The 26,551-nt window shown below is 38.9% G+C and carries 20 protein-coding genes; 18 read left to right on the top strand and 2 right to left on the bottom strand.

Going from position 1 to position 26,551, the window contains the following annotated elements:
• Positions 1–120: 120 nt before the first annotated feature.
• The 4 genes from ASU02_RS27100 to ASU02_RS22390 all read left to right on the top strand — a co-directional run bounded on the left by ASU02_RS27100 (position 121) and on the right by ASU02_RS22390 (position 5,414).
• Positions 121–1,029: an anthrax toxin lethal factor-related metalloendopeptidase gene (locus ASU02_RS27100; RefSeq protein ID WP_232426323.1), complete on the top strand. Its 909-nt coding sequence runs from the start codon at positions 121–123 to the stop codon at positions 1,027–1,029.
• Positions 1,030–1,368: 339 nt separating this feature from the next.
• Positions 1,369–3,846 carry a phosphodiester glycosidase family protein gene (locus ASU02_RS22400; RefSeq protein ID WP_057767650.1) on the top strand — a complete coding sequence of 826 codons (2,478 nt, stop codon included), beginning with the start codon at positions 1,369–1,371 and terminating at the stop codon, positions 3,844–3,846.
• 208 nt (positions 3,847–4,054) lie between these two features.
• Complete coding sequence (locus ASU02_RS22395) at positions 4,055–4,465, top strand: hypothetical protein (RefSeq protein ID WP_057767649.1); 411 nt, start codon at positions 4,055–4,057, stop codon at positions 4,463–4,465.
• 241 nt (positions 4,466–4,706) lie between these two features.
• Positions 4,707–5,414, top strand: a complete 708-nt coding sequence (locus ASU02_RS22390; protein ID WP_057767648.1) for a C40 family peptidase — start codon at positions 4,707–4,709, stop codon at positions 5,412–5,414.
• Positions 5,415–5,610: 196 nt separating this feature from the next.
• Here ASU02_RS22390 and ASU02_RS22385 read toward each other — a convergent pair whose 3' ends face one another.
• Positions 5,611–6,516 (bottom strand): accessory Sec system S-layer assembly protein, encoded by a 906-nt coding sequence (locus tag ASU02_RS22385; protein WP_057767647.1) that lies wholly within the window; start codon positions 6,514–6,516, stop codon positions 5,611–5,613.
• 69 nt (positions 6,517–6,585) lie between these two features.
• Positions 6,586–8,952, bottom strand: coding sequence for an accessory Sec system translocase SecA2 (secA2, locus tag ASU02_RS22380; RefSeq protein WP_057767646.1), 2,367 nt, complete (start codon positions 8,950–8,952; stop codon positions 6,586–6,588).
• Positions 8,953–9,338: 386 nt separating this feature from the next.
• On the opposite strand from secA2, the gene ASU02_RS22375 reads away from it, so the two are divergent.
• The 14 genes from ASU02_RS22375 to ASU02_RS22310 all read left to right on the top strand — a co-directional run bounded on the left by ASU02_RS22375 (position 9,339) and on the right by ASU02_RS22310 (position 25,894).
• Positions 9,339–10,397, top strand: coding sequence for a glycosyltransferase family 4 protein (locus ASU02_RS22375; RefSeq protein WP_057767645.1), 1,059 nt, complete (start codon positions 9,339–9,341; stop codon positions 10,395–10,397).
• A gap of 168 nt (positions 10,398–10,565) precedes the next feature.
• Complete coding sequence (locus ASU02_RS22370; protein ID WP_057767644.1) at positions 10,566–11,678, top strand: DegT/DnrJ/EryC1/StrS family aminotransferase; 1,113 nt, start codon at positions 10,566–10,568, stop codon at positions 11,676–11,678.
• 88 nt (positions 11,679–11,766) lie between these two features.
• Positions 11,767–12,510, top strand: a complete 744-nt coding sequence (locus ASU02_RS22365; RefSeq protein ID WP_057767643.1) for a hypothetical protein — start codon at positions 11,767–11,769, stop codon at positions 12,508–12,510.
• On the top strand, positions 12,503–13,513 hold the full coding sequence (locus tag ASU02_RS22360) for a Gfo/Idh/MocA family protein (protein ID WP_057767642.1): 1,011 nt from the start codon (positions 12,503–12,505) through the stop codon (positions 13,511–13,513). Before ASU02_RS22365 ends, ASU02_RS22360 begins: the two co-directional genes overlap by 8 nt.
• A 14-nt stretch (positions 13,514–13,527) precedes the next feature.
• Entirely contained in the window at positions 13,528–14,841 is a 1,314-nt protein-coding gene (locus ASU02_RS22355; protein WP_057767641.1) for a nucleotide sugar dehydrogenase, read from the top strand.
• A gap of 126 nt (positions 14,842–14,967) precedes the next feature.
• Positions 14,968–15,699 carry an N-acetyltransferase gene (locus ASU02_RS22350; protein ID WP_057767640.1) on the top strand — a complete coding sequence of 244 codons (732 nt, stop codon included), beginning with the start codon at positions 14,968–14,970 and terminating at the stop codon, positions 15,697–15,699.
• A gap of 1 nt (position 15,700) precedes the next feature.
• Positions 15,701–17,125 (top strand): lipopolysaccharide biosynthesis protein, encoded by a 1,425-nt coding sequence (locus ASU02_RS22345; protein ID WP_057767639.1) that lies wholly within the window; start codon positions 15,701–15,703, stop codon positions 17,123–17,125.
• Between the two features lie 96 nt (positions 17,126–17,221).
• The gene (locus ASU02_RS22340; RefSeq protein ID WP_057767638.1) at positions 17,222–18,814 is read left to right on the top strand and encodes an asparagine synthase C-terminal domain-containing protein; all 1,593 of its coding nucleotides are present in this window, start codon (positions 17,222–17,224) and stop codon (positions 18,812–18,814) included.
• Entirely contained in the window at positions 18,811–19,869 is a 1,059-nt protein-coding gene (wecB, locus tag ASU02_RS22335) for a non-hydrolyzing UDP-N-acetylglucosamine 2-epimerase (RefSeq protein WP_057767637.1), read from the top strand. The genes ASU02_RS22340 and wecB overlap by 4 nt, the downstream gene beginning before the upstream one ends.
• Positions 19,870–19,879: 10 nt before the next feature.
• Positions 19,880–21,259, top strand: a complete 1,380-nt coding sequence (locus ASU02_RS22330; RefSeq protein ID WP_057767636.1) for an O-antigen polymerase — start codon at positions 19,880–19,882, stop codon at positions 21,257–21,259.
• A gap of 12 nt (positions 21,260–21,271) precedes the next feature.
• Positions 21,272–22,375: a glycosyltransferase family 4 protein gene (locus ASU02_RS22325; protein WP_057767635.1), complete on the top strand. Its 1,104-nt coding sequence runs from the start codon at positions 21,272–21,274 to the stop codon at positions 22,373–22,375.
• A gap of 321 nt (positions 22,376–22,696) precedes the next feature.
• Positions 22,697–23,779: a glycosyltransferase gene (locus tag ASU02_RS22320; protein ID WP_057767634.1), complete on the top strand. Its 1,083-nt coding sequence runs from the start codon at positions 22,697–22,699 to the stop codon at positions 23,777–23,779.
• Entirely contained in the window at positions 23,776–24,639 is an 864-nt protein-coding gene (gene galU / locus ASU02_RS22315) for a UTP--glucose-1-phosphate uridylyltransferase GalU (RefSeq protein WP_057767633.1), read from the top strand. Before ASU02_RS22320 ends, galU begins: the two co-directional genes overlap by 4 nt.
• A 13-nt stretch (positions 24,640–24,652) precedes the next feature.
• Complete coding sequence (locus tag ASU02_RS22310; RefSeq protein ID WP_057767632.1) at positions 24,653–25,894, top strand: glycosyltransferase family 4 protein; 1,242 nt, start codon at positions 24,653–24,655, stop codon at positions 25,892–25,894.
• Positions 25,895–26,551 lie beyond the last annotated feature (657 nt).

The raw sequence follows: 26,551 nt of genomic DNA, 5'->3' as shown, positions 1-26,551 counted from the left end.
GCAATCCTTCTTTTGGATTGCAGTCTGAGCTTGTGCCCCATAGGTTTTTTAGATAGAAAAGTCTCTATCTTTTTCCAGGGAATCGACATACAATAAAGGTACGAGCTGGAGGGATATCATTTGAAGAAACTAGTTTTTATATTTGCTGTATTCATCCTTTTTCTATCAATACATCCCGAGGATTCCAAGGCTGCGACTGTGTATTGGGATGGAGTCGAGCTGAAAAAAGGACAAATTGGACGTGTCACAGTTGTTAAACCTATCAATCTTTGGAAGCGAACAGAGGATGGTCTTCAATTTATAAGATTGCTTCAGCCTGGTGAGAAATATCGCGTGTATCGTATGGATGATCTTTACGGCGGCCAATATGGGGTTGGGGGCGATGCCTATATTACGAAAGTGAAAGGGCATGTTATTTATGAAACGCCATCAGCTTCTAAGCGCAAGCTATTAGATTGTGACCATAAATGCCTTGTTGAAAACATAGTGACTCTTCCGAAAGAAGAATATAATACGACGGCTGTTGAACAAGTGAAAGAGCGATTAGGGCATTTGCCGGAACCTATTTTAACGCAGCTAATTGATCATCAAATACATATCCATCTAGTAAATGGACCGATCACAGATACAGCCGAATATGCACACCTAAAAGGCGTAGCCCCAAGAGGCTGGGAGGATACGAATAAGACGTGGGATGATGTTCCTGGAGTCGGCGGTGGAAAAGCGGTCGTCGTTCGAATAGGTTATAGTGAAAGAGGAAGCGGACATGGTTCCATTAATTTAGAGCTCCATGAGCTAGCACATTCCGTTGATAGTATTTTGAAGAACCATGTATCATCATCAGAAGCTTTCAATGCGATTTGGAATCTGGAAAAAGGAAGATTGTTCTTGAGTGAGAAGTATTTCCTTAATTATCGTGAGGAATACTTCGCAGAAGCATTTGCGCTATATTATCGCGATGACAATTCCCGAGCGAAATTGCAAAGACTGGCACCGCTAACCTATCAATTTATTGAAAGTTTATTTTAGAAAAAGCCTGTGGGAGCCGCCCGCAGGCTTTTTTGCTATTCTATTGGCTGATTGGCCCGTAAATATGAAGAGTGGCTGATAAACTAAGAAAGTGGCCCGTAAATAAGAGGAAGTGGCCTGAAAACGAGTAAAAGTGGCCGATAAACAAAAAATTAGACCGGAAAACAGCACAAAAGGACCGGAAAACTAGCAAATTCTTCAGATTAATCGCTGCATATCAAATAATGTCAGCTCCCCTCTTAAGTTTATTAGTTCAAAAGTCGTTTTATCCAGTTATTTGTCCAAATAACTGGGAAAATGTCATATAATAAGAGAATAGTAGAATGAAGGAGAGGGAAAATGACGAAAAAGTGGATAGTTAAGTTAGCAGTAGTTGTTGCATTGATATTTGGTTTAAGCTCTCAGGCTTCTGCAAGCGAGCCGAAAGTTTATTGGGACGGGCTTCTTATGGTTAAAGGCCAAGTGGGGAAAATAAAAGTAATTAAGCCTATTAATCTATGGAAAAGAGAAGGAAATAAGCTTGTATTTGAACGGGTTTTAAAGCCTGGTGAGCAATATCGAGTGTATCGCTATGACAATCTCTTCGGAGGCCAATATGGACTTGGCGGAGGTTACTATATTACAAAGATGGCTGGTTATGTCGATTACCGGACGCCATCTAAGAAAAAACTGGCAGAGCTTGAGGCCGCATATAGCGGTGGCGGATCGACAACAAAGCCGATAGGAAATCTTTCAATCGGAAAAATTACACAGCAGCAATCTAAAAAAATTGCTCCTGGGGTAACAGAGACAGAGCTTTCTGTAACGAGTAACAGAGGAAAGCAAAAAATCTATACAGTTGAGTATGATGGCAAGACAGAAAAGATTAGCTTAGAAACAGGTTTGGCAAAAGGTCAATTATATGGATTTGAACCTGTATCCAAACAAGCAAATAATGCCCAAACTTTAGAGAAACATGTAGTAGCGGGTATCAACGGTGACTATTTTGATAAAAACGGCCACCCTGTAGATCTAATGATTCAAAAGGGTGAAATTGTTGCTACGAGTCAGACGGCATTGAACGAATTAGCTGTTTTCGGTGTAACAAAGGATGGCAAGCCATTAATAGGCAATCCGCAATTGAAAATTTCTGTTCAAGTAAATGGACAGAATGCTTACTGGATTAATTCTGTTAATAGAAATAGGCTGGCCAACCATCTTGTTCTTTATACACCAGCTTTTGCAAGTTCTACACGTACAAATAATCTTGGAACAGAGGTTGTTGTAAAAACAGACTCTGGCCAATTGAACGGTCATAGTGTGTTAACGGGAACGGTTGTTAGAGTGGTAGAGAATGTAGGGGACGAGAAATTAAATAGCGGTGAATTTGTTCTTTCTGGTCATAATTTGGGCAGTAATTACTTAAAAACAATTGCCGTAGGTGACAAGATTGAAGTAAAGGCAGATTTTGGTTCAACTGATTGGAACCAAGTGGTGGAAGCGTTGAGCGGCCGTTACCACTTAGTGAAAAATGGATCAGTTGTTAAGCAGACTGTTGCTGGTGTTCATCCAAGATCGGCAATAGGTATTAAAGCGGATGGCGGAATTGTCACGGTCGTTGTTGATGGGCGTAACGCACTTCACAGTGTGGGTCTCTCCTTAGAGGAAATGGCTACTGTCATGAAAGACCTCGGTGCTATCCAAGCATTTACCTTTGATGGAGGCGGATCTTCTACAATGGTTGTAAGAGATCATGGGAATGATTCCGTTTCAGTAGTGAACAAGCCTTCAGATGGAGCAGAGCGTTCCGTTTCCAATTCCTTATTGTTTATCAGTCAATGGATGAAGGGACCTCTTAATCAGCTTGTCGTCAATCCGAAAGAGCTTACTTTGTTTGCAGGTGCGACATATAAAGATTTAGGCTTGACTGTTAAAGGAATGGATCAATTCTATAATGCGGTTCCTGTTTCACAAGTAGCATACAGTTCTCCAGCATTGAAGAAAAATGCGGATGGCAGCTATACAGCTTCCACTTCTTTAAGCACTAGTGAGATTACTGTTTCATCAGGCAATATTAGCAGCAAAATTAAGGTGAATTTAATTAATACGCTTGATAGCATACAAGTGGATGAAAAGGATATCATTGTTGAAAACAACACGATTTATAAGATTCAGCCGAAGGGCATCTATAAAGGCAAAACAGTGATTACAGATCCTGCTTTGTTCAAATGGAGTGTATCACCGGCTAGCCTAGGTACAATTAATAATAAAGGTGAATTTAAAGCTGGATCTGCAAAAGGAACAGGCACGATTACTGTTTCCCATGGAAAGATTTTAGCAAAAATTGCTGTAACAGTTGGTACACCTGAGCCGATTCTTATTGAAGGCTTTGAGAACGGAGTAGCAAACTATAAGGCATCTGGAGCAAGATATAAGAGTGTTAACCTAATCCAAGATCCTTTAAGCAAAACAGGAAAATCAGCAGCAAAGCTAAGCTATGACTTTACTGGTACTACAGGTACATCAGGCGCTTATATTGATGCCATTAAACCGATTGCTGTAAAAGGCCACCCGAAAAAAATCGGCATGTGGGTTTACGGGGATGGCAAAGGGCATTGGCTAAGAATGCAGCTAAAGGATGGCAGTGGCCAAGAGATTCAGCTAGATTTCACAAAGAATTTAAATTGGACTGGCTGGAAGTATATCGAAGCAGCTGTTCCACAAACTATCAAAACACCATTAGTTATTGAAGCGCCAGTACGTTACATGGAAACAAATGATGCAAATAAAAATAGCGGTGCCATTTTTATTGACCAAATTCAAGCTGTATATAACTAAATAAAGAATGGATAAGAGGCCAAATTTCTCCCTGATTTTTTATACTGAATTGGGGAATTTGGCCCTTGTTATGATTGCGCTTTACAAAAAATGTTATTTGTATTGGTTTGATTTGTCATTTATGATATGGTACGCTAGTACAAGCAATTCTATTTTGTGCTCTTTTATGGGATAATTTATAGAAACCCTTTTCGTTGGAGGGAAAAGAATGTCAATGGGTTCGAATGATATGGAACAAGTAAAAAAACAGTTTGAAAAAGATCCTCCCAAAATCATTGGGGGTTATAAGAGGCAAGGCTGGGCTCAAAAGGCTCTAGATAAAACCGAGAATGAAGATATCGAACAAGAGAAAAAAGGTTTTATTACAGCAAAAGCAATTCTTGAAGCAAAGGATGGCAGCTATTATCCGGCCTTTCTATTAATTGATACGAAGAAAAGCGGAAGAATTAAAGATGCTTTTTTTCTTTCCGAGGCACAGGAGCAATTTAATCTCATTCCGTTAGAATTAGCTTTAGAGTATATGGACAAAGACACAAGTGACTTAATGCCTTTTCGATATAGAACACTCGGAAAAGTTAAAGGAGATCAATTCCAAAAGAATTGGCCAGACTTTTCGTAAACCTTCTTACATGCTAAGAAGGTTTATTTCTTTTTTTTCAGTTATCGGAAATATTTTTCATGAAATGGGATAATTTGGCTAGTTCTTTAGTATTGTTTCTCAAAATCGTTTAAATTGTAACATGCCTGTAATATAACAAGAATTATTTAATAGATTTGAAATGATAAATTACCTGAAAATAATGTAAAATCATACTTGTAGCGATAATATACGACATTCTTCTTATTTTCGGGAGGTTTAAATGAAGATTTTAGCGAAAGTAGTCATTACGGGAGCATTGCTTCTTCCAGCAGTTTTCGGAGCAGGCAGCGCAAGTGCATCTAGTACGGATGATCTAGTAGAATATAGCAAGAAATTCATTGGAACTCCTTATGTTTGGGCAGGAGAATCACCAAAAGGCTTTGATTGTTCAGGATATATCACATACATATATGAAAATTTTAATGTAAATAATTTACCTAGAAGTTCTGCAGATCAGTATAATGTTGGCGAAACTGTTGCTAAATCGGATTTAAAGCCAGGGGATGCTGTTTTCTTTAATACATCTGGATCTGGCGTATCCCATGCAGGGATCTATATTGGTGACAATAACTTTATTCATGCCTCCACTTCTGACGGCGTTAGAATCAATGGTTTAAACGATAAATATTGGAAAAATAAATACGTAGGCGCGAAGCGATTCACAAATTTTGAAGCTTCACCACCACCGCCGGGAGAATTCAGAGGACTTGAAGTAAAGTCAGGTCAAATTGGCGTAGTTGAAATTAAGAAGTCTATTAATCTATGGAAACGTGATAGCAACGATAATTTAGTTGTTGAAAGAGTACTTAAAGCGGGCGAGAAATACCGTGTATATACATATGATGATAAGCATGGCGGTCAGTACGGACTTGGCGATAATATGTACATAACGAAAATGGACACACATATTGATTACTTTTCACTATAAGAAAAGCATAAGTGCCTAGGTCATCTAGCTAGGGCTCTTAGCTCCTCAAGAACATAAGATGGACTGTTTTATGGCACGCGGCGCCATGCAGCAGTCCATCTTGCTTGTCTGGGCTGGAACTAGCTAATTAATCATCTAACCCGATCGTTCTACTATCTTTATTTTATAGTATAAAAAAGAGGTCTGAAGCTTAGCTTCAGGCCTCTTCTTTCATATTAACAGCTGCATTTTGAGGAACATAAGTTTTCCATTTTGATAGATCTAGATTTTCTTTTTTAATTGCTGATTCTGGGAAAACAAAGGTCCATGGCTTGCATGTTTGGCTCTTGATCTCAAGGTTGTTTAGTTGAAAGCCTGCCTGAGCAACAGCTTCGCCGGAAGCATCTTCAAATACGAGTGGCAGGTTTTCAATCGTAATGCTGCGGTTGCTTGCATTGCGGATTAATAATGTGGCAGCCAATCCACGACCTTCAATTATTTTTGCCTCTAGACCCATGAAATTAACTTCTCCTTCGCGTAATGGCGGAAGGTTCTTTACAATGTTCTCTAGATGTTGTTTCTGTTCGTCACTAAATGCTTCTTTCCAGCTATCCTCAAGATCGAGCGGAAGCACGTCCGGAGCCTTCTGCTTCAGTTCAAAGACAACCTTCCAATTGTTCTTAGGAATCTCATCAACAAGCTTATTCTCATTTTCGAATAAGAATCTCCATGGTCTGCAAGAGTTAGGAGGGAGTTCACTGAATAGATCCATTTCAAAGCTCTTTCTAGCTAATCGTTCATTATCGCCATTCACAATAACTAAGTCAATTACTTCAAAGCTTACAGGCTTAGGAAGGGAGCTTCTTAAGAAAGCAGTGATAACGAAACCGCCATCATATTCGTATAAATTAATGCCGTTAATCGCAATTTGGTTCGGCTGAAGTGTGGGCAATTTTTGATGATTATATTGGAATACATACTTTTCTTGAACGCTCAAATCCCATTCTGGATGATAAGAAAGCTCTGTCTTAATTCCTTCTTCATTATCTGTTGAGCGAATATCCAACGATTTATTTTCTTCTTGTTCGTTTGCTTCATTATTTCCCTTATTAAAAATCCCCATTAGTTGTCCAGTCCCCTTTTAAAAGGAATAAGGCGAGTTTTGCTGAATCGCCTTATTCTTTCATATTCTTTATTCTTTCTCCTCACCAGGAAGAAAATGCTGAATGATCATTCTCGATTGCTTGCTCGCTTGAGCATCTAATTCGGCTAAGAAATGCTTGAACTCTTCGAAGCCTTCTAATTCGTAAAGGCGATATGGATCTTCCTGACCATAGCCGCGAATATTAAAGCCTTCTCTTAATTGCATCATCATTTCCATATGAACAACCCATGAACGATCCAAATTCTGCAGATATAATAATTTAACCTGTGCTTGGAAATCCTCATTTGTTTCAAGCGTCTTAATTTCATTTATATAGTTTTCATACAGCTGGTCGATTTTTCCTTTGATCACTTCTTTTTCAAGATCGACTAGATCAGAAGCTTGGAATGGCAGCTCTCCAAAAATAAGTGTCAGCTCTTCATACAACCCGTCTGCTGCCGAAGCCTCTGTAATAATCTCTGCAGGACAATATGTTTCAAAAGTAGTAGAAAGATGGCTTTGTAATGAGTTAATAATCAAAGCTGCAGAATTTGTATTTGCCAGCAGCTGATCGCGTTTTTCATAAACAATTTTTCTTTGCTGGTTGACGACATCATCCAGTTTTAAAAGATGGTTTCTTGCAGAGAAATGACCACCCTCTACAATGGATTGAACTTTAAGCACAAATTTAACCGGATTTGGTGAAACAATAAGACCAGTTTCATCCGTTTTGATTTTCTTCTTCCACCTGTCCATCTCTTCTTTATCATAGCTATTAAAGATATCATCTTCAATCGATATGATAAATTGAGTGGAGCCAGGGTCACCTTGTCTTCCGGCTCTTCCTCTTAGCTGCATATCAATTCTTTCACTTTCATGGAGCTCCGTGCCAATAATATGCAAGCCGCCAAGGTCTCTGACAGCTGGATCTAAGATAATATCTGTTCCGCGCCCAGCCATGTTCGTAGAAAGCATAACCTGGTTCATCTGTCCAGCTTGTGAAATGATGTTTGCTTCATCTTCTTCTGTTTTTGCATTAAGAATTTTATACTTAATTCCAGCCTTCTCCAGATAGCCTGAAAGCTTTTCGGATTGTTCGATGGATGTTGTCCCAATTAATACTGGGCGGCCAATTTTATTATGCTTTTCTACTTCTTCTACAATTTTCGCAACCTTAGACTCATAATTTTTATAAACTAATGGCTCCTCATCTATACGAGCATTCGGTTTATTCGTAGGTATAGCAACCACTCGAAGATTATACGTTTCAAAAAATTCCTTTTTAGACGGTGTCGCACTGCCAGTCATCCCAGAAAGGATTTTATAGATTCTAAAATAGTTTTGGACAGTGATGGATGCCTGTGTCTGATTTTCATCCTTAACAGTCACGCCTTCTTTAGCTTCGATTGCTTGGTGAAGTCCATCACTAAATGTACGTCCTTCCATGATTCTTCCTGTAAATTGATCGACAAGCATGATTTCGTCTTTTTTCACAATGTAATCAACATCTTTTCTCATGACAACGTGTGCGCGTAATGATTGCATGATGTTATGAAGAAGCTCACGGTGCTCAGCATCATATAAATTATTCAAGCCAAAAGCCTGTTCAAACTCTGTTGCTCCATTATCTGTTAAAACAATTTGCTTTGTTTCAGGGTAGAATTCGTATTGGTTGCCGTCTTCAAAATTCTTTACAATTTCAGAGGTAATATAGAATAATTCGGTTGCAATATCTGATTTGCTGGCAATGATGAGCGGAGTTCTTGCTTCATCAATTAAAATGCTGTCAACTTCATCAACGATTGCGTAATGTAAAGGTCTTTGAACACGTTCTTCAAAGCTTGATGTCATATTATCGCGCAAAAGATCAAACCCGAATTCTGTACCTGTCCCATAAGTAATATCTGCGTTATACGCTTCTCTTTTTTCAGTTTCAGAGATTTGAGAAATATTTAAGCCAACTGTCAAGCCAAGAAAATTAAACAATTTTCCCATTTGCTCAAAGTCACGTTTAGCTAAGTATTCATTCGCTGTAATCACATGTACGCCTTTGCCTTCCAATGCTCTTAAATAACTGGGAAGGGTAGCAACGAGTGTTTTTCCTTCGCCTGTTCGCATTTCGGCAATTCCGCCTTCGATAAGAACTAAACCGCCAAGCAGCTGTACATCATAATGGCGAAGACCAAGTACACGTTTAGAAGCTTCTCTTACTGTTGCGAAAGCTTCTTCTTTTATATCAAGAACAGATACGCCTTCAGCAACCTTCTCTTTTAAATATTGAGTAGCCTCTTTAAGTTCCTCATCACTTAAAGCCGCCATTTTTTCTTCTAATTCATTAATACTTGTAACATGTTTATATAAACGTTTAAGCTCGGCAGAATCTTCATTAAATATGCGCTTCATTAACGATAGCATGCTGTTCTCTCCTAAAAATTTATTAAAAAGTAGTACTATTTTTATAAGATTAATAACTGTTTTAGCTTCTACATTTTTCCCTATCTAATTATAACATATAATGTAGTATAATATAATTTGGAAGAGAAGCCGCAGTTAATTTTTGACAGATTCTATTATTCTTCATTTTTTGAAACTTTTTTCGATAATATTCGTCAACTTTAGAGGAAACTTCCATTAAAGGTCGAAAACTAATAAAGACTTTATTGTAAAAGAGGTGATACTATTAGCAAGTAACTGCTATACCTTACAAGAGAATATTTTTAAAAATGAAATTAATTGAATTCTTTTTGATATATGGTAGTATAAATCTGGCTGCATAAATTCAAAAACTAAAGGTGATATCATTGGATATTAAATTTTTAGCTGCATTTATTGCGGCTTTAGTGACGTCCTTGCTAATAACTCCCTTGGTCATTAAGTTTGCACTGAAAATTGGTGCGACTGACAAACCGAATCATAGGAAAGTGCATTCAAAAATCATGCCTAGGCTCGGTGGTTTGGCTGTCTTTGCTGGAGTGATTGCAGGCTATTTTGTGGGCGGTCTCTATAATGAAAAGATAACTGGGATTACAGTAGGTGCGATTATCATTGTGATTACTGGCGTCCTTGATGATAAGTATGAACTTTCAGCGAAATATAAACTAATCGGTCAATTGCTTGCTGCAGCTGCTGTTGTAGGAAGCGGCTTGACGATAGATCATTTAACTATTCCGTTTATCGGTACGTTTGATGTTGGTTTTTGGACCTATCCAATTACGGTCTTCTGGATTGTAGCCATTACGAATGCCATTAATTTAATTGATGGCCTTGATGGACTTTCTGCAGGAATATCTGCGATTGTTATTGCAACCATCGCTTTTATGGCTGGAATAGCAGGGAAGCCGCTCATTTTGATGCTATCTCTTATTTTGCTGGGAAGCACATTAGGGTTTCTGTTCCATAATTTCCATCCGGCAAAAATATTTATGGGTGATACAGGGGCATTGTTTTTAGGTTATGCCATTTCGATTCTGTCATTACTTGGTTTGTATAAGAGTGTAACCTTATTTAGTTTTATTGTTCCAATTATCATTCTAGGTGTGCCTGTTTTTGATACTACCTTTGCTATTATTCGGCGGATTGTAAACAAGAAGCCGATTTCAGCTCCTGACAAATCGCATTTGCACCATCGTCTGTTAGCTCTTGGGTTATCTCATCGGAAAACAGTGCTATGCATTTATGGATTTGGAATTATTTTTAGCATTAGTGCCATACTATTTTCAACGGCAACGCTATGGGTCAGTATTTTTATCATCTTCGGATTATTGTTGATCCTCGAAGTACTTGCGGAAACAATCGGCTTAGTACACGAGAAGTATCAGCCTGTTATCAAAATATATCGAAAAGTAACTGGAAGACAATAACATTAGGCCGTTTGTGGACGACTCGCAAACGGCTTTTTTAGAAGAAGCATTTAGTTTTGCGTTTATGTTCGAAATTTGTCATTTAAAGGTAGTGTAAAATAGCTATTCAAACGCCATTTTATGTTAAAATAATTTAGTATTTCATCTAGGAAGTTGGAGGAAATGAGTATGAATATTCCTATGTTAGATTTAAGTGAACAGTATCAATCATTGAAAGAAGAAATGCTTTCTGCTTTAGATCAAGTGATGAGCTCTTCTCATTTTATTCTAGGAGCCAATGTAAAGAAGCTGGAAGCTGATGTAGCAGAGTATAGCCGTGTTGGTCATGGGATTGGTGTAGCAAACGGAAGTGATGCCATACATATTGCACTACAAGCAGCAGGAGTAAAATCAGGTGATGAAGTAATTACAACACCATTTACTTTCTTTGCTACTGGCGGTTCGATTGTTCGTGCTGGAGCAACTCCGGTATATGTTGATATCGACCCAGTAACATTTAATATCGATCCAAAGAAAATTGAAGCAGCTATCACTGAAAAAACAAAAGCGATTATTCCTGTTCATCTTTATGGACAAACAGCCGATATGGAAGAAATTTGTGCAATTGCTGATAAGCATCAACTTGCAGTAATCGGTGATGCTGCACAAGCAATCGGTGCAAAGCATAAAGGAAAAACTGTTGCAGAATATGGGACAGCAGCAACATACAGCTTTTTCCCAACAAAGAACCTAGGCGCATACGGAGATGCAGGCATGGTTGTGACGAATGATGACCAGGTTGCAGAAAACAGCCGTGTAATCCGTGTTCATGGAAGCAAGCCGAAATACTATCATCATGTATTAGGCTATAACAGCCGTTTGGATGAGATGCAAGCTGCTGTTTTAAACGTAAAATTCCCGCATTTAGATAAATGGAGCGAGCTGAGAAGAGAAAGAGCAGCTATCTACACACATCTTCTTAATGAGCAATTAGGGGACTTAGTAAAAACACCGGTTGAGAAAGAAGGCAATTACCACGTATTCCACCAATACACAATCCGTGTAGAGAAGCGTGATGAGTTACAGGCTTTCTTAAAAGAACAAGGTGTGCAAACAATGATCTATTATCCGCTGCCACTCCATGTACAGCCTGTATTTAGAGATCTAGGCTATAAAGAAGGAGATATGCCAGAATCAGAAAAGGCAGCTAAAGAGGCGTTGTCATTGCCAATGTTCCCTGAATTGAAACAAGAACAGCAAGAATATGTAGTAGCGAAAATTGCGGAGTTTTTCAAAAAATAAAAAATAAAAGGGAACGTCGCCGAGCAGGGGGCGTTTCTTTACTTGCATTTAAGCAGTTTCTATTATTTTAAAAGGAATGGTGGTCTTTTTGGCAGAACAGAAAAGGTTTGCGTTATACGAATACTTAGTTTTCTTTTGGAAGAAGAAAATTTTCTTCCTTATTATTCCGCTTCTATTTACGTTAGTAGGATTCGGTGCTTCTTATGTTGTTCCTAAAGATGGCAAATATGTAGGGACTGCATCTGTTTTTACAGGTTCCATTAAATTAAAGGCATTAACAAATCCATCGAATGTGGTTGCTACTTATGGCAAAGATGTTCATGGTGTCATTGATGCATATGTTTCTAGTGAAAGCTATGTGAAAATCAAAATTTTTGATGATAATAAAGAGCAGCTGGAAAAGGACCTTAAGAAGATGGCAACTGGCATTGAACAAGGGCTTGTTGACAGCTATGATCTGAGATATCAAACGACTGAAGATATTATAAAGAATAATGAAACAACCTTTAACCAATTAAATGATGTGATCAGAGTTAGTAATGAAAGACTTGAAAGTGAAGATTTAACAATTGAAGAAACAGAAGAAATTACTACTTTGCTTGAAAAATCTGAGGCTGATGCTGCGAAGGCAAAAACGTCTATTCAAAGCATGAAAACAGATTTAGCCTTCTTTGAAAAGCCGGGCATCGTTTCTCAAGAAGTAGGCCCAACAAACACGTATAAATTAGAACTGACATTAGCAGGGCTTGTTTTGGGGATTATTGCTGCAATCCTTATACTGATGCTTTGGAAATATATTAATGATGCTAGGAGATTCTATAAACATGGTTAACTTTGCCGTTGTTGGTATGGGGCATATTGCAAACAAGCATATTGAAGCCATCGAAAAGGCTGAAAATGCGAATTTGTATGCAATATGCGATACGAACCCTGCACGTTTAGTAATTGATAATGAAGATGTAAAGAAATATACGGACTTAGCTCAAATGCTTGAAGAGAATCCGGAGATTGATGTTGTTAATATTTGTGTCCCTTCGGGTTTACATGCACGCTTAACAAAGATTGTTGCAGAGCATAAGAGACATATTATTGTTGAAAAACCAATGTCCCTTAAGCTGCAAGATGCTGAGGACATGATTAAATATGCGAATGAAAACAGCGTAAAGCTTGCTGTTGTACATCCAAACCGCTTTAGACCTGCTATTCAAAAACTGAGAGAGCAGATGGATGCAGGCTCATTCGGGAAATTAAGCCATGCGAACGCAACAGTACGCTGGAATCGAAATCAAGCGTACTATGATCAAGCAGAATGGCGTGGGACGAAGGAATTTGACGGCGGTGTTCTAATGAACCAAGCCATACATGATCTTGACTTAATGCTTTGGTTAATGGGACCGGTAGAATCGGTTCAGGCTATGGCGGCTACCCGCTTACGCAAAATCGAAACTGAAGATGTCGCAGCAGCTGTCGTTCAATTTAAGAATGGAGCGCTTGGAGTCATCGAAGCAGCAACGACCATCTATCCAAAGAATCTAGAAGAATCACTTGCGATCTTTGGAGAAACCGCATCGGTGAAAATTAGCGGAAGAAACGCTAACTTTATTGAAACATGGGATATCGAAGGTGTAACGGAAGAGGAAGCGGACAAAATAAAAAATGAGATTCAAGCGGATCCTTTCGGCAAACCAGGGCATCAATGCATCATCGAAGATATGGTGCTTGCTGTAAAAGAAAATCGTAACCCAATTGTAACTGGAGAAGACGGTCTTGCTCCTGTAAAATTAATATTGGCCATATTAGAATCAGCTGAAACTGGCAAAAAAGTCGTTCTATAAAAGGAGAAAGAAAGATGAACGTATATACATCATTAATTAATAAAATTGAAAATAAAGAAGCTGTCATAGGTGTTGTTGGTTTAGGCTATGTTGGCCTTCCATTAGCAGTTGAAAAAGCGAAAGCAGGCTATAAGGTTATCGGTTTTGATGTGCAGGCTGCACGTGTAGAGCAAGTGAATATGGGAATTAACTACATCGGAGACGTGGTTGATCAGGATTTAGCAGATATGATTAAGGATGGCCGTTTAGTTGCAACAACTGATTATGCCCGTATCCAAGAAGTAGATGCAGTAGCAATCTGTGTGCCAACGCCGCTTGATATTTATCAGCAGCCAGATACATCTTATGTAGAAAGCTCATCAAAAGAAATTGCTAAATATGCACATGAAGGCATGCTTGTTGTATTAGAATCAACTACTTACCCAGGAACAACAGAGGAAATTGTAAAGCCTGCGCTTGAAGAAAAAGGCTTGAAAACTGGTGAAACGGTATTTGTTGCCTATTCTCCAGAACGTGTGGATCCAGGTAATAAACAATTCAAAACGAAGAATACACCGAAAGTAGTTGGCGGAATCACTGAAAACTGTACGAAAGTGGCAGCGGCCCTTTACAGAAGTGTTCTTGAAGGCGATGTACATGAAGTATCTTCTCCAGCAGTTGCTGAAATGGAGAAAATCTTCGAAAATACGTTCCGTCACATTAATATTGCATTAGCGAATGAAATGGCTATTCTTTGTGAGAAAATGGGCATTGATGTATGGGAAGTAATTGATGCAGCAAAAACAAAGCCTTACGGATTTATGGCCTTCTATCCAGGTCCAGGCTTAGGCGGACACTGTATCCCAATCGATCCATTCTACTTAACATGGAAGGCTCGTGAGTATAACTACCATACACGACTAATTGAGCTTGCTGGCGAAATTAACAACAGCATGCCTGAATATGTTATCACACGCGCGATGCAAACATTGAATGAAGATGGCAAAGCACTTCGTGGTGCGAAGGTTGCTGTTCTTGGTGTAGCATACAAAAAGGACATTGATGATGTAAGGGAATCTCCAGTTCTTAAGATTGTTGAACTGTTAGAACATCACGGTGCAGATTATACAGTAGTAGATCCTTATGTGAAGTCATTCAGATCGTGCGACCAAACGGTTGAAACGGTTGAATTATCTAAAGAGCTTTTAAATGAGGCAGATCTTGTTTTAGTAACAACTGATCATACAGATTTTGATTATGAAATGATTGCACAGGAAAGCAAGGTTATATTCGATACTCGTAACGCACTGAAAGACATTGCGAAGCCAAATAAATACATTAAATTATAATAGTCATTCCGATATTCCGGCCGAATTGGAGAATAATCCAGCCATTACGAAGATAATCCGGTCAAATTCTCCAATAATCCGGTCAAAGTTACCATTTTAATTAAAAGGCAAAGGGAGACATTTCTTATGAATTTTATTGATCCTTCCGCTATAGTAGATGAAACGGCAAAGGTCGGTTATTTTTCTGTTATTGAAAAAGATGTAAAAATCGGTAAAAACGTTATCGTTGGTAACCGCGTAACGATTCATGAGGGAACAGCGATTGGGGATAATACGACAATTGCAGATGGAGCTGTTGTCGGAAAGCCGCCAAAGCCAGCAAAAACGAGCACGGTTAAGCTATCTGATTCCATTCCTGCACTGGAAATTGGTGAAGAAGTAACTATTGGTGCGAATTGTGTTATTTACCGTGGAGCAAAAATTGGCTCAAGCACACTAATTGCAGACCTTGCAAGTGTAAGAGAAAACGTTGAAATCGGAAATTTTGTTATCGTCGGCAGAGGCGTAACAGTTGAAAACTTTGTTAAAATTGGCGATCGCACAAAAATCCAATCTAATTCCTATATTACAGCTTACACAACATTGGAGGAGCAAGTATTTATCGCTCCTTGTGTGACAACAACAAATGATAATTTCATGGGCCGTACAGAAGAACGTTTTGACAAGATTAAAGGGGCCCATGTGAAAAAAGGCGCTCGCGTAGGTGGAGCATCGATCATTCTTCCAGGTATCGTTGTTGAAGAGGAAACATTTGTTGCCGCTGGTGCATTAGTTACAAAGAATACGGAAGAAAAGACTTTAATTAAAGGTGTTCCTGCTAAATTCGTCAAAATGGTAGACGAGCGGGAGCTGTTATAGGGTGTTCGCCCAAATTAAGCGTTTAGGAGCGGATTCGCTCCTTTACGCATTTATGAACGTAGGAACGAAGCTAATTGCCTTTATTATGCTTCCGATATATACATCTTATCTTGATCCAGCACAGTACGGTGCATTGGGTTATTTGGATCGTATTACATCGATGCTTACCTTTGTTGTTATTTTCGGTACGGATTCTGCTCTTGCTTTTTACTACTTTGATACCGAGGATAAGAAGAAAAGGATTGATTATGTCCGTTCTGTCATGACCTTTAGGTTGACGGTTGTTCTCATAACTGCGGTTGTATTTTTGATAGGTGGCCAATGGTTATCTTCATTATTTTTTGATGAGCCTAAGCTTTATTACCTACTTTATATCGCTATTGGAGTTCTGGCTCTGGATACGGTTATTGCATTGATTCTTACGGTGCTTCGGTATGAATTCTTTACAAAAAAGGTCGTTTTCTTTACCATATTGAAAATGCTCCTAATCGCCATACTCTCCTATGGGTTTTTAGCTTTTGTAACACCTACTATGGATGGAATCATGTATGGAAGAATTATAAGTGTATCAATAGTTGTTATCCTTCTAATTAAACCAGCACTAAAATACGTGCGCTTTACTTTTAATAAAAAGCTTTTGAAAGAAATCTTAAAGTATGCGACTCCTCTAGTGCCTGCATCTTTAGCATTTTGGGTCATCGTTAATGCAAATGTCATTTTTCTAAAGGAATTTACTTCTTTAAGAGAAGTGGGGATTTACGAAACGGCAATAAAGTTTGCTACCTTAATTACACTTCTTACAAGTGGTGTTCAAATGGCATGGAGACCATTCTCAATGTCACTAAAGGATAAGAAGGATAGTCCGATTTTATTCGCCAAGTTATATTATGGTATTCTTTTAGTTGGGACAATTGGAGTCTTATTCATCGCAACAGTAATGCCATGGATTTTCCAAATATTAAACGATAATTATTATGAAGCCTATCAATATGTAGCCATTTTATCTGCTGTAACCTTCTTGAACTTTTTCTATATGATCATTTCAGTTGGTATCTTTTTCTCGAAGCAAACAAAGATCATTTCTTATGCGTTCGGAATGGCAGCAGTTATTAATATTATTTTGAATGTGGTCTTAATTCCTCTATTTTCAATCTGGGGAAGTGTCGCAGCTTATTTGCTTTCATACTTAGTCGCAATTACGTATATTTTCTTTAAAAGCCAAAAGCTGTATCATGTTCCCGTGTCATTTGGCAAAATGTCCTTTTTATTTTTAACCTCATTGGCAGCAGTGATGGCGATCGTTTATATTCAGGAGAGCAGCCTTTCTGATTGGAATATTGCATTTGCTTGGATCGGATATGTAATTGTTGTCTTGCTTTCACGGATAGATAAAGATCTATTGCGGAAAAAATCTGCTGCAAATTAATAGATATGAACAAGGATTGTGGGGTCTGCGTTCCAAAAGCTGCCTCACAAGCAATTCCTGCATTCATATAACCGAATGAAAAAATAGGTGATTTATTTGTTAAAAGTAGTCATTCAAAACAGTAATCTTATAAAAGAATTAACGTTTCCATTTGGCCAAGTATACTTTGGCGGCTATATTCTTTACAAGGGAAAATGCTATGATGCGGATAATCTTCAGGACGTGCTAGCAGAAGAAGATTTTTTCCTGCGTGAACTGAATGAGATACATGGAGAGTTTGTCTTTATACAGGCAGATCAGCGGAAAGTGACGGCGATTGTTGACCGGAAGCGGAGTATGCCGCTGTTCTATTATAAAGATGGCTTAAGCTGGGTTGTAACAGATAAAGTTAGTCATAAAGCAGACTATGCAATGAATCCAACAGCTGTGAAGGAATTTTTATTAACTGGATTTACCGCAAACGAAAAGACTCTTTATGATGGGGTTAATCAAGTTGAGGCTGGTTCATACATTCAGATTCAAGAAGATGGGAAGAGTAGAAGCAAAGAGTATTATCAGTTTTATCATCATCCTGATGAAAAGGATCTAGACCAATTTAGTTTAGAGCTGAGAAATGTTTTTCATGAAGTGTTTGAAGACCTCATCATCCGTTTAAAGAATAAAGTTCCGATTCTGCCTCTAAGCGGCGGCTATGATTCTAGAATTATTGCCTTATTGCTAAAGGAATATGGGCTAGAAGATATCGCTTCCTTTACGTATGGAAAAAGGGAAAATAAAGAGGCACTTGTCAGTAAGGATATCGCTGATCGCCTTGGCTTAAAATGGGACTTTGTTGAATATAAAAAGGATGATTGGCATCGCTGGTATCATTCAAATGAGTGGAAGCAGTATGTCGATTTTGCTGTGAATGGTTCGTCCATGGCTCACCTTCAGGATTGGCCAGCCGTAAGAGAAATCACTAATAAGCAGGATCGTGATTACGTGTTCATTCCTGGTCATTCAGGAGATTTCGTTGCTGGAAGCCATTTAGCTTATGAAATCACGGAGGATCGAGTATTTACGGCAGAAGATGTCGTTCAGTTTACCCTTAATAAGCATCACAAGCTTTGGGACATTGAAAAAGGGCTTCATGCTTCTGCAGGGGATGTACTGGCTGAGATCAAACGGTCATTTGGAGACTTGCCATTCCAAACAAATGAGCAGGCGAGCGCTTTATTCGAATATTGGGATTGGAAAGAGAGACAGGCAAAGTTCATTATTAACTCAGTCAGAGTTTATGAATTTTATGAAAAGGGCTGGGAAATTCCATTATGGGATGATCGGTTAATGGAATTCTTCAAAACAGTTCCTGTCGAACATCGTTTTAAGAAATACCTATATGATTACACGCTTCATCAAATGTACCCGGATTATTTTCCAAAGCCAGAAAAACCTGCAGGCAAGGAAACTTCTTTAAAACAAAAATATGGTGTTTTTTACAATACAGCGAAAAAACTATATAACAAGAAAAAGCTTTATCAAAAGTATTATTCAGAGCCGATGGAATGGTATGGCATTTATAAAAGCTATCCTGAATACCTTGGGGCTTTGTCCTTTAAATATGATCGCTTGAAATATTCGCAGCCGTATAATATAAACTCATTTTTAGCAAAAGACTATATTCAAAGCTTGAAAGGTGAATCTAAATGAAAATATTAACGATTCTAGGCGCAAGGCCGCAATTTATTAAAGCTGCTCCAGTATCAAGGGTATTACGAAAGCATATGGAAGAAAAGATTATCCACACAGGCCAGCATTATGATGCAAATATGTCTGATATTTTCTTCGAAGAGCTGCATATTCCAAAGCCTGATTATCATCTAGGTGTTGGTTCAGGCAACCATGGAAAGCAAACAGGTGAAATGCTTGCGAAAATCGAAGAGATTGTACTAAATGAACAGCCAGATTATTTAATGGTTTATGGAGATACGAATTCAACGTTGGCAGGCGCATTAGTGGCTGCTAAATTGCACGTTCCTGTTATTCATATCGAAGCAGGTCTTAGAAGCTTTAATAAAAAAATGCCCGAAGAAATTAATCGAATTATGACAGACCATGTCTCAGAATATTTATTCTGCCCGACAGATACGGCGATTGAAAATTTAACAAACGAAAACATTACCCACAATGTATTTAATATTGGCGATGTGATGTACGATGCTGTTCTTTATAACCGTGAGCTGGCTAAGGAAAAGTCCAATATCTTAGCGGAAGCTGGATTAACAGCGAAAGATTATCACTTAATTACGATTCACCGAGCTGAAAACACAGATGATATCGAGAATATGAAAAACATTTTAGATGCTTTTTCAAAAATTGATGAAGTGAAGGTTTGGCCGATCCATCCGAGAACAAAGCATAAATTGGCTGATTACGGCTTAAACTTGGGCGATGTGCCTAATTTAAAAGTAATCGACCCTGTTGGTTACTTAGATATGCTGACGCTTGAGGCAAATGCAAAGAAAATCGTTACGGACTCTGGCGGTGTGCAAAAAGAAGCTTATTTCATGAAGGTACCTTGCGTAACGATCCGTGAACAGACGGAATGGGTTGAAACGCTTAGTGGAGAGGCAAATATCTTAACGGGAACAGATACAGAGAAAATCTTAGCTGCGGTGCAAAAAGAGGTTAATCCAGAATATAAAGAAGTATTTGGTGATGGACAAGCCTCTGAAAAAATTGTTGATATTATCAGCAAAAAGTAGGTGCTGACGAATGTTAGCTATCATTGTTTGGGTTGCTGTTCTAACGATTTCAGTTATCCTATTTAGAAATGTATCTGGGAGTTTGTCACTGTTAAAGCCAAATCTCAATTCTTTAATCTTTTACTATTCCTTGTTTGTTTCCTGTTATATCGGCAGCTTATTAATAGCGCTTGATATCGACCATTATTATATGATTAATAAACTCGACCATGAAGTGTATCGGTATATCGGTTTTGGAGCCGTCTCTTTCGTCATGATTATGCTGCCGCTTTCGATGTTTATTGTCAGCAAGCTTGCTGGCTTTAATGCGAAGAAGGAATTCAATCATTATTTAAAAAAGCCGGTAGAGAATACGTTTACGGAGAAAAATGAGTTTTACCTTATTTTTCTCGGTCTGTCGCTAATCAGTATGCTTGCGGTTGCTTATACGCTATTAAAGACGAGCCAGGTGCCACTTTTCGCATTGCTGAAAGGAAATCTATCTGATTTAGGGATGCTTCGTATTGATGCAGCAAGGAATTTCCATGGCCATGTGTTAATAAGAAATATATTTGCAATTGCATTGACGCCTTTGCTGTCCTTAATCGCTTATGTATACACCGTTAAGACAAGACAATTGAAATGGGGACTGTTATTCCTTCCTCTTTTCGCCTGTGCGGTTTTAATTAGTGTGTATGATTTATCCAAATCACCGATTATTTTCTACATCATTATGTTTATTTTTGTCCAGCTTTATGTTGGGAAATTAGTGCTTAATCGCAGGAGGATTAATCTCTATGTGATAAGTGGTGCTACATTAATCATTTTGATGTACGTGTTTATTCAAGGAGTAAATGATCTAGGTTCCTTTTTGTCCTATTCATCAGGACCAATTGGAAGACTTATTCTTGCGCAAATTGCGCCTACCTTCCTGCATTTAAATATTTTTGGCGAGTCTATCCCATTTTTACATGGAAGCAGCCTCCCATCGATTTTAATTGGCTGGTTTGATATTGAACAGGTGCGTTCAGCTAGACTAGTCATGGCAAACGCATTCCCTAATCGGATTGAAGATGGGACAGGTGGCGTGCTGAATACGCTTTTCATTGCGGAAGCGTATGCTAATTTTGGCTATTTAGGGATTTTATTCGGTACGATATATGTTGGAGTGCTTATCCAGATTCTGTATATTGTTTTTATCAGGCTTCCGAAAAACCCAGTGTTTTTATGCTTGTTTATATACTTTTCCATTAATATTCCTCGGACATTAGTAGGTGGATTTGCTGATTTTCTCTTCAATCCAATTTGGATTTTTATCACTTGCTTATTCGCTGGAATTCTGCTGTTTATAAGAATTCGTTTGGATTTGTTTTCCTTCTTTTTCAAGAAGAAAGCGAGAAACGAGGCATAAGGAGAAAAAACGATGAAATCAGTATTACTTTATTACCCATTTGAGGTAGCCGAGAATGCAAATAGCGGTTCAAAGCTTCGCCCGAAGGAAATGTATAAGGCATTTCAGCAATGGGGAAGCCGGGAAGGTGTAAATATTCTCTTGCTGTCAGGGAACTCAGCTGAAAGGGCGACCTTATTTGAGCAATGGAAGGCAGAAGGGAAGCTGGATGATCTTTGGTTCTGCTATATGGAGAACCAAACGATTCCTTTTTGGCTGACAGATAAGGGACATATCCCGAAGAAGCCTTTTATTGATACAAAGGTCATGAAATTTCTAAAGCAGCGCCATGTGCCTGTCGGTGTATTCTACCGTGATGTGTATTGGAAATTTGATGAGCTTTATCCATTAAAGGGTGCGAAAAAGACGGTTATGAAGACCATCTACCGGATGGAAGAGAATTTTTACAGCAAATATTGTGATGTTATTTTCCTCCCTAGCGATGCGATGGGGAAGTATGTGGATATTAATAGAGAAAAGGTTTCTCTTCCTCCAGGAGGAAAAGAGAGCCAAGTTGTTCGCAGCGAACGAGTGAAGCAAAATGCTCAAGGGCTGTATGTCGGCGGAATTAATAATGAGGATTATGGATTGTTTCTCTTGCTCGATGCTCTTGAAAAAGCGAATGAGGCAAGTGTTATATGTGAATTGACGGTTGTTTGCCGTGAGGATGAGTACAAGGGATTATCTGAGGAAAAGAAGGCACGACTGCAAGAAATGAATGTAGCGGTCAAGCATGTGAGCGGAGAAGCGTTAAATGAGCTTTATCGTGAAATGGACTTTGCTTTTATTCCAAGATATCGGAGCATCTATAATGATTTCTCAGTCCCGGTTAAGCTCGTCGAATACCTTTCCAATGAGCTTCCAGTGATCGCCACATATTGTCAGGCACAACAAGAAATAATAGAGACAGATGGCTATGGCCTGATTTGTGAGGATAACCCGGAAGATATGGCAAAGGCGATTGTGAAAATGACAAAAGATGCTGAGCGTTATCGAGAAAACATCCAAAAAACATTCCTGCAAAAGCATTCATGGCTGGCAAGAGTGGAAAAAATAAAAAGCAGTCTTATTAAATAATTCCTATTTGTTAAGGAGCATTTCTAAAAGATTGTTGTTTTAAACGAAGTGGATGAACATGGCTTACCAACAAAGTCGGTTGATTGGAGCGCAAGGTGCGAGACTCCAGCGGGATGCGTAAGAAAGCTGAGACCCCACAGGAGCGTTAGCGACGAGGAGGCTCAGCGCCTACCCCGCGGAAAGCGAGCATCCTGGAGCGGAAATCAACCATTTACCAACTAAATTTTAATTCGCAAGAACAACATTACAAGTGGACAAAATGAGGTGTTTTTTTGTCCCCATAAGTACGTAATTTAACGAAGGACTTTCTGAGGAGGACATATGAAAGTTTTAATTTTGGCTCCAAGCAGATCGATACACACGCATAAGTGGGCCTTGTTTTATAAAGATAAAGGGATCGATGTGAAGGTTGTTACGTTTTTCGATCATTACTCTGCGGAAAATGCAAAGGAAGTAGATACGATTACCCTTCCGAAGCTATTGCCAGGAAAGCTATCGTATATTTCCAGCGTTTTTGCTTTAAAGAAGATCTTAAAACAATTCAAGCCTGATATTCTGCACGCTCACTATGTTTCAAGCTATGGATTTATTGGAGCATTAGCAAATTACAAGCCTTATTATGTTTCTGTTTGGGGAAGAGATATTTTCCAATTTCCTCAGCAAGGCAGTGTGAATCGAAAAATTGTTGATTACACATTATCGAAAACAGATGTGGTTTGTTCTACAAGTCATATCATGGCTAAAGAAACAAATAAGTATACAGATAAAAAGGTTTTTGTCACACCATTTGGAGTGGACATGAATAAATTCAAGCCGCTATCGGGTTTAAAATCGGATGAACAAATTACGATTGGTACGGTAAAGGCTTTATCAGATAAATACGGGATCGGGGATTTAATTAAGGCGTTCGCCACGATTTATTCCAGTAAGAAAAATGCCCAGCTGCTCATCGTTGGAGATGGTCCGCAAAGAAGTGAATATGAACAATTAACAAAGGAATTGAAAATTGATCATGTCACGACATTTACAGGCAGAGTGCCGAATGACAAAGTGCCTGAATACATAAATAAAATGGATGTGTTCGGGGTTCCCTCAACAGAGGACAGTGAAAGCTTTGGGGTTGCAGCGGTTGAATCGATGGCATGCGGCGTTCCTGTTGTTGTTTCTAATGTCGGGGGCTTGCCAGAGGTTGTTCTTGAAGGCAAGACAGGATATGTGGTACCAAAAGAAAATCCTGAAGAGTTAGCAAAAGCGATTCTATCCTTAGTAGAAGACAAAGAAAAAAGCCAAGCAATGGGTCTTGCCGGTATCGACCATGTAAAGGCAAATTATAATTGGGTTGATAACGCAAATGGCATGCTTGAGCTATATGACCAAACCTTGAAAAAGGGGATGAAATCATGATTAAAAAGGCAGTTATTCCTGCAGCAGGCTTGGGGACAAGATTTTTGCCCGCAACAAAGGCGCAGCCGAAGGAAATGCTTCCGATTGTAGATAAACCAACGATTCAATATATTATTGAAGAAGCGGTTGAGTCGGGAATTGAAGATATCATTATTGTAACAGGTAGAAGTAAACGGGCAATTGAAGATCATTTTGATAAATCTGTTGAGCTAGAATTGCTTCTTGAAAGAACAGGAAAGCATGAGATGCTCGAAGTGGTTGAGAATATCTCTAACCTCGTTGATATTCACTATGTAAGACAAAAAGAGCCGCTTGGCTTAGGACATGCAGTCCTATGTGCCAAGAAATTTATTGGCAATGAGCCATTTGCTGTTTTGCTTGGGGATGATATTGTCGATAGTGAAGTTCCGGCATTAAAACAAATGATCGATCAGTATAATGAGGTTCATTCGAGCATTCTTGGCTGTAATGAAGTGCCTCGTTCAGAAGTTAATAAGTATGGAATTGTTAATTATTCTGAAAGTACAGGAGATCTATTCAAGGTGAAGAGCCTAGTTGAAAAGCCTGCAATCGAAGAAGCGCCGTCAACACAAGCGATTGTTGGGCGATATATTTTATCACCAGCGATCTTTGATCTGCTGGAACAAGTTCAGCCTGATAAAAAAGGCGAGATTCAGCTGACAGATGCCATCGATCGACTGCTCGGACAAGAATCGATTTACTCTTATATTATCCAAGGCAAACGCTATGATGTCGGCGATAAATTTGGATTTTTACAGGCGTCCATTGATTATGCGCTGAAGCGTCCGGATCTTAAAGATAAGCTAGAAGCTTATATTAAACAAATTCATGTTAAGTAATGGAGATGGGAAAATGAGAGTGATTTATCTATGCCAGCATTTTCCCCCTGAAACAGGTGCCCCTCAAATTCGAGTATACGAAGTAAGTAAAGAGCTTATTAGCAGAGGTCATCAGGTGGAAGTATTAACAGCATTTCCTCATCATCCTCATGGAATTATTCCTGAGGAGTATAAAGGGAAATTTTATATGTATGAGGATTGGGATGGAATTCCTGTTCACCGTTCGTGGATTTATCCGTCTCCGAAAGGGAGCTTCTGGAAGCGGCTTGCTTCCTATTTTTCCTTCACTTTCAGTGCATTTTACTCGCTTATGAAAGCAAAGCCCACTGATGTAATCATCTGTAATTCGCCGCCGCTTTTTCTAGGCATCACAGGTTATCTCGGGGCTAAAATGAAGCGGGCTAAATTTGTCTTCAATGTAGCAGATATTTGGCCTGAATCAGCAGTTGAATTAGGGATTTTAAAAAATAAATCGTTTATCCGCTTAGCTGAGTGGCTAGAAAGATTTCTTTATAAAAAGTCGTGGAAAATTGCGACTGCAACCGAAGGAATTAAGGATTATATGATTCGTAAGGGGAAGGATTCATCAGATGTATTTCTTCTTCCCAATGGTGTGAATACGGAGACATTTAAGCCGATTACGAAAGATGAAAGCCTGCTAAGTGAAATTGGCATCCAAGGAAAAAAGGTATTTATGTATGCTGGAGCACTTGGGTATGCACAAGGATTGGATTCTGTATTGGAAGCTGCGTCGCTGTTAAAGGACAAGCAGCCAGATGCCCATTTTCTTTTTGTCGGTGATGGCCAAGAGCGTGAGAAGCTTGTAAAAATGAAAGAAGACTTAGGACTGGAGAATGTAACCTTTTATGGATCCGTTCCAGTTTCAGAAATGCCAAGAATGTTCTCAATCGCTGACTTTAGCGTCGTATCTTTAAGGAATATTGAGCTTTTCAAAGGCGCAAGACCTTCGAAAATTTTCCCTGCCATTTCCTCAGGTGTTCCCGTCCTTTATTGTGGAGATGGGGAGAGCGCAGCGATTCTTGAAGAGTACAATTGCGGAAAAATTGCTCCTCCAGAAAATCCTGAAGGCATTGCTCATGCAATTTCAGAATTAATGACGATATCCAGCGATGAATATCAAGCAATGAGCGAATATGGACGCAAGCTTGCGATCGAACAGTATTCATGGAAAAGTATCGTAGATGAAATTCTAGATAACATAGAAATAAAGGAAAAAAGGAAAGCCAATTCCTAATGGGATTGGTTTTTTTCTTACTGAAAATTTGAAAATAGGGGAAACAAAAAATTGTTAGGATGCCCGAGGAGGGAGAAAAGGGGAGGAGCCGATAATCAAGAGCCGCAATGCTGCATGAGGAAGGAGAAAAAGAGTGCGGAAGGTAACGAAGGCATAGCAATGATGCCCGAGGAGAGCGAAAAAGAGTGGAGACGGTAACGAAAGCCACGCAATGATGCCCGAGGAAGCAAAAAAAGAGAGGTAACGGTAATGAAAGCCCCGCAATGATGCCCGAGAAGGCAAAAAAAGAGAGCAGACGGTAACGAAAGCGCCGTAATGATACCCGAAGAAGGTGAAAAAGAGAGGCAACGGTAACGAAAGCGTCGCAATGATGCCCGAGGAAGCAAAAAAGAGAGAGGACGGTAACGAAAGCGCCGCAATGATGCCCGAGCAAGCAAAAAAAAGTAGACAGTAACCAAATCCCCGTTATAAAGCCCATGAAAGGCAACAAACCCGATAACAAAAGAATACGCTCATTTTTCTACAAAGCAGGAAACAAAGAAAACCAACTTCAAACATAGAAAAAAACGCTTAGAGATCAAAGTACCGACCCCCGAAAGTTAGAGTAATAAATCTAACTTTCGGGGGTGTTTTTTATGGCAAAATATAGTGAAGAAT

Origin of the sequence: Cytobacillus praedii, from assembly GCF_001439605.1 — a bacterium.
Classification (GTDB): Bacteria; Bacillota; Bacilli; order Bacillales; family Cytobacillaceae; genus Cytobacillus; species Cytobacillus praedii.
This window is presented reverse-complemented; position numbering and strand designations above follow the sequence as displayed.

What these genes read in the sequence shown, in the direction of transcription:
- ASU02_RS22330 (WP_057767636.1), top strand. Translation starts at nt 19,880, where the DNA reads ATGTTAGCTATCATTGTTTGGGTTGCTGTTCTAACGATTTCAGTTATC.
- ASU02_RS22390 (WP_057767648.1), top strand. Translation starts at nt 4,707, where the DNA reads ATGAAGATTTTAGCGAAAGTAGTCATTACGGGAGCATTGCTTCTTCCA.
- ASU02_RS22310 (WP_057767632.1), top strand. Translation starts at nt 24,653, where the DNA reads ATGAGAGTGATTTATCTATGCCAGCATTTTCCCCCTGAAACAGGTGCC.
- ASU02_RS22395 (WP_057767649.1), top strand. Translation starts at nt 4,055, where the DNA reads ATGTCAATGGGTTCGAATGATATGGAACAAGTAAAAAAACAGTTTGAA.
- ASU02_RS22320 (WP_057767634.1), top strand. Translation starts at nt 22,697, where the DNA reads ATGAAAGTTTTAATTTTGGCTCCAAGCAGATCGATACACACGCATAAG.
- ASU02_RS22360 (WP_057767642.1), top strand. Translation starts at nt 12,503, where the DNA reads ATGGTTAACTTTGCCGTTGTTGGTATGGGGCATATTGCAAACAAGCAT.
- ASU02_RS22385 (WP_057767647.1), bottom strand. Translation starts at nt 6,516, where the DNA reads ATGGGGATTTTTAATAAGGGAAATAATGAAGCAAACGAACAAGAAGAA.
- ASU02_RS22325 (WP_057767635.1), top strand. Translation starts at nt 21,272, where the DNA reads ATGAAATCAGTATTACTTTATTACCCATTTGAGGTAGCCGAGAATGCA.
- ASU02_RS22350 (WP_057767640.1), top strand. Translation starts at nt 14,968, where the DNA reads ATGAATTTTATTGATCCTTCCGCTATAGTAGATGAAACGGCAAAGGTC.
- galU (WP_057767633.1), top strand. Translation starts at nt 23,776, where the DNA reads ATGATTAAAAAGGCAGTTATTCCTGCAGCAGGCTTGGGGACAAGATTT.
- ASU02_RS22355 (WP_057767641.1), top strand. Translation starts at nt 13,528, where the DNA reads ATGAACGTATATACATCATTAATTAATAAAATTGAAAATAAAGAAGCT.
- ASU02_RS22400 (WP_057767650.1), top strand. Translation starts at nt 1,369, where the DNA reads ATGACGAAAAAGTGGATAGTTAAGTTAGCAGTAGTTGTTGCATTGATA.
- secA2 (WP_057767646.1), bottom strand. Translation starts at nt 8,952, where the DNA reads ATGCTATCGTTAATGAAGCGCATATTTAATGAAGATTCTGCCGAGCTT.
- wecB (WP_057767637.1), top strand. Translation starts at nt 18,811, where the DNA reads ATGAAAATATTAACGATTCTAGGCGCAAGGCCGCAATTTATTAAAGCT.
- ASU02_RS22370 (WP_057767644.1), top strand. Translation starts at nt 10,566, where the DNA reads ATGAATATTCCTATGTTAGATTTAAGTGAACAGTATCAATCATTGAAA.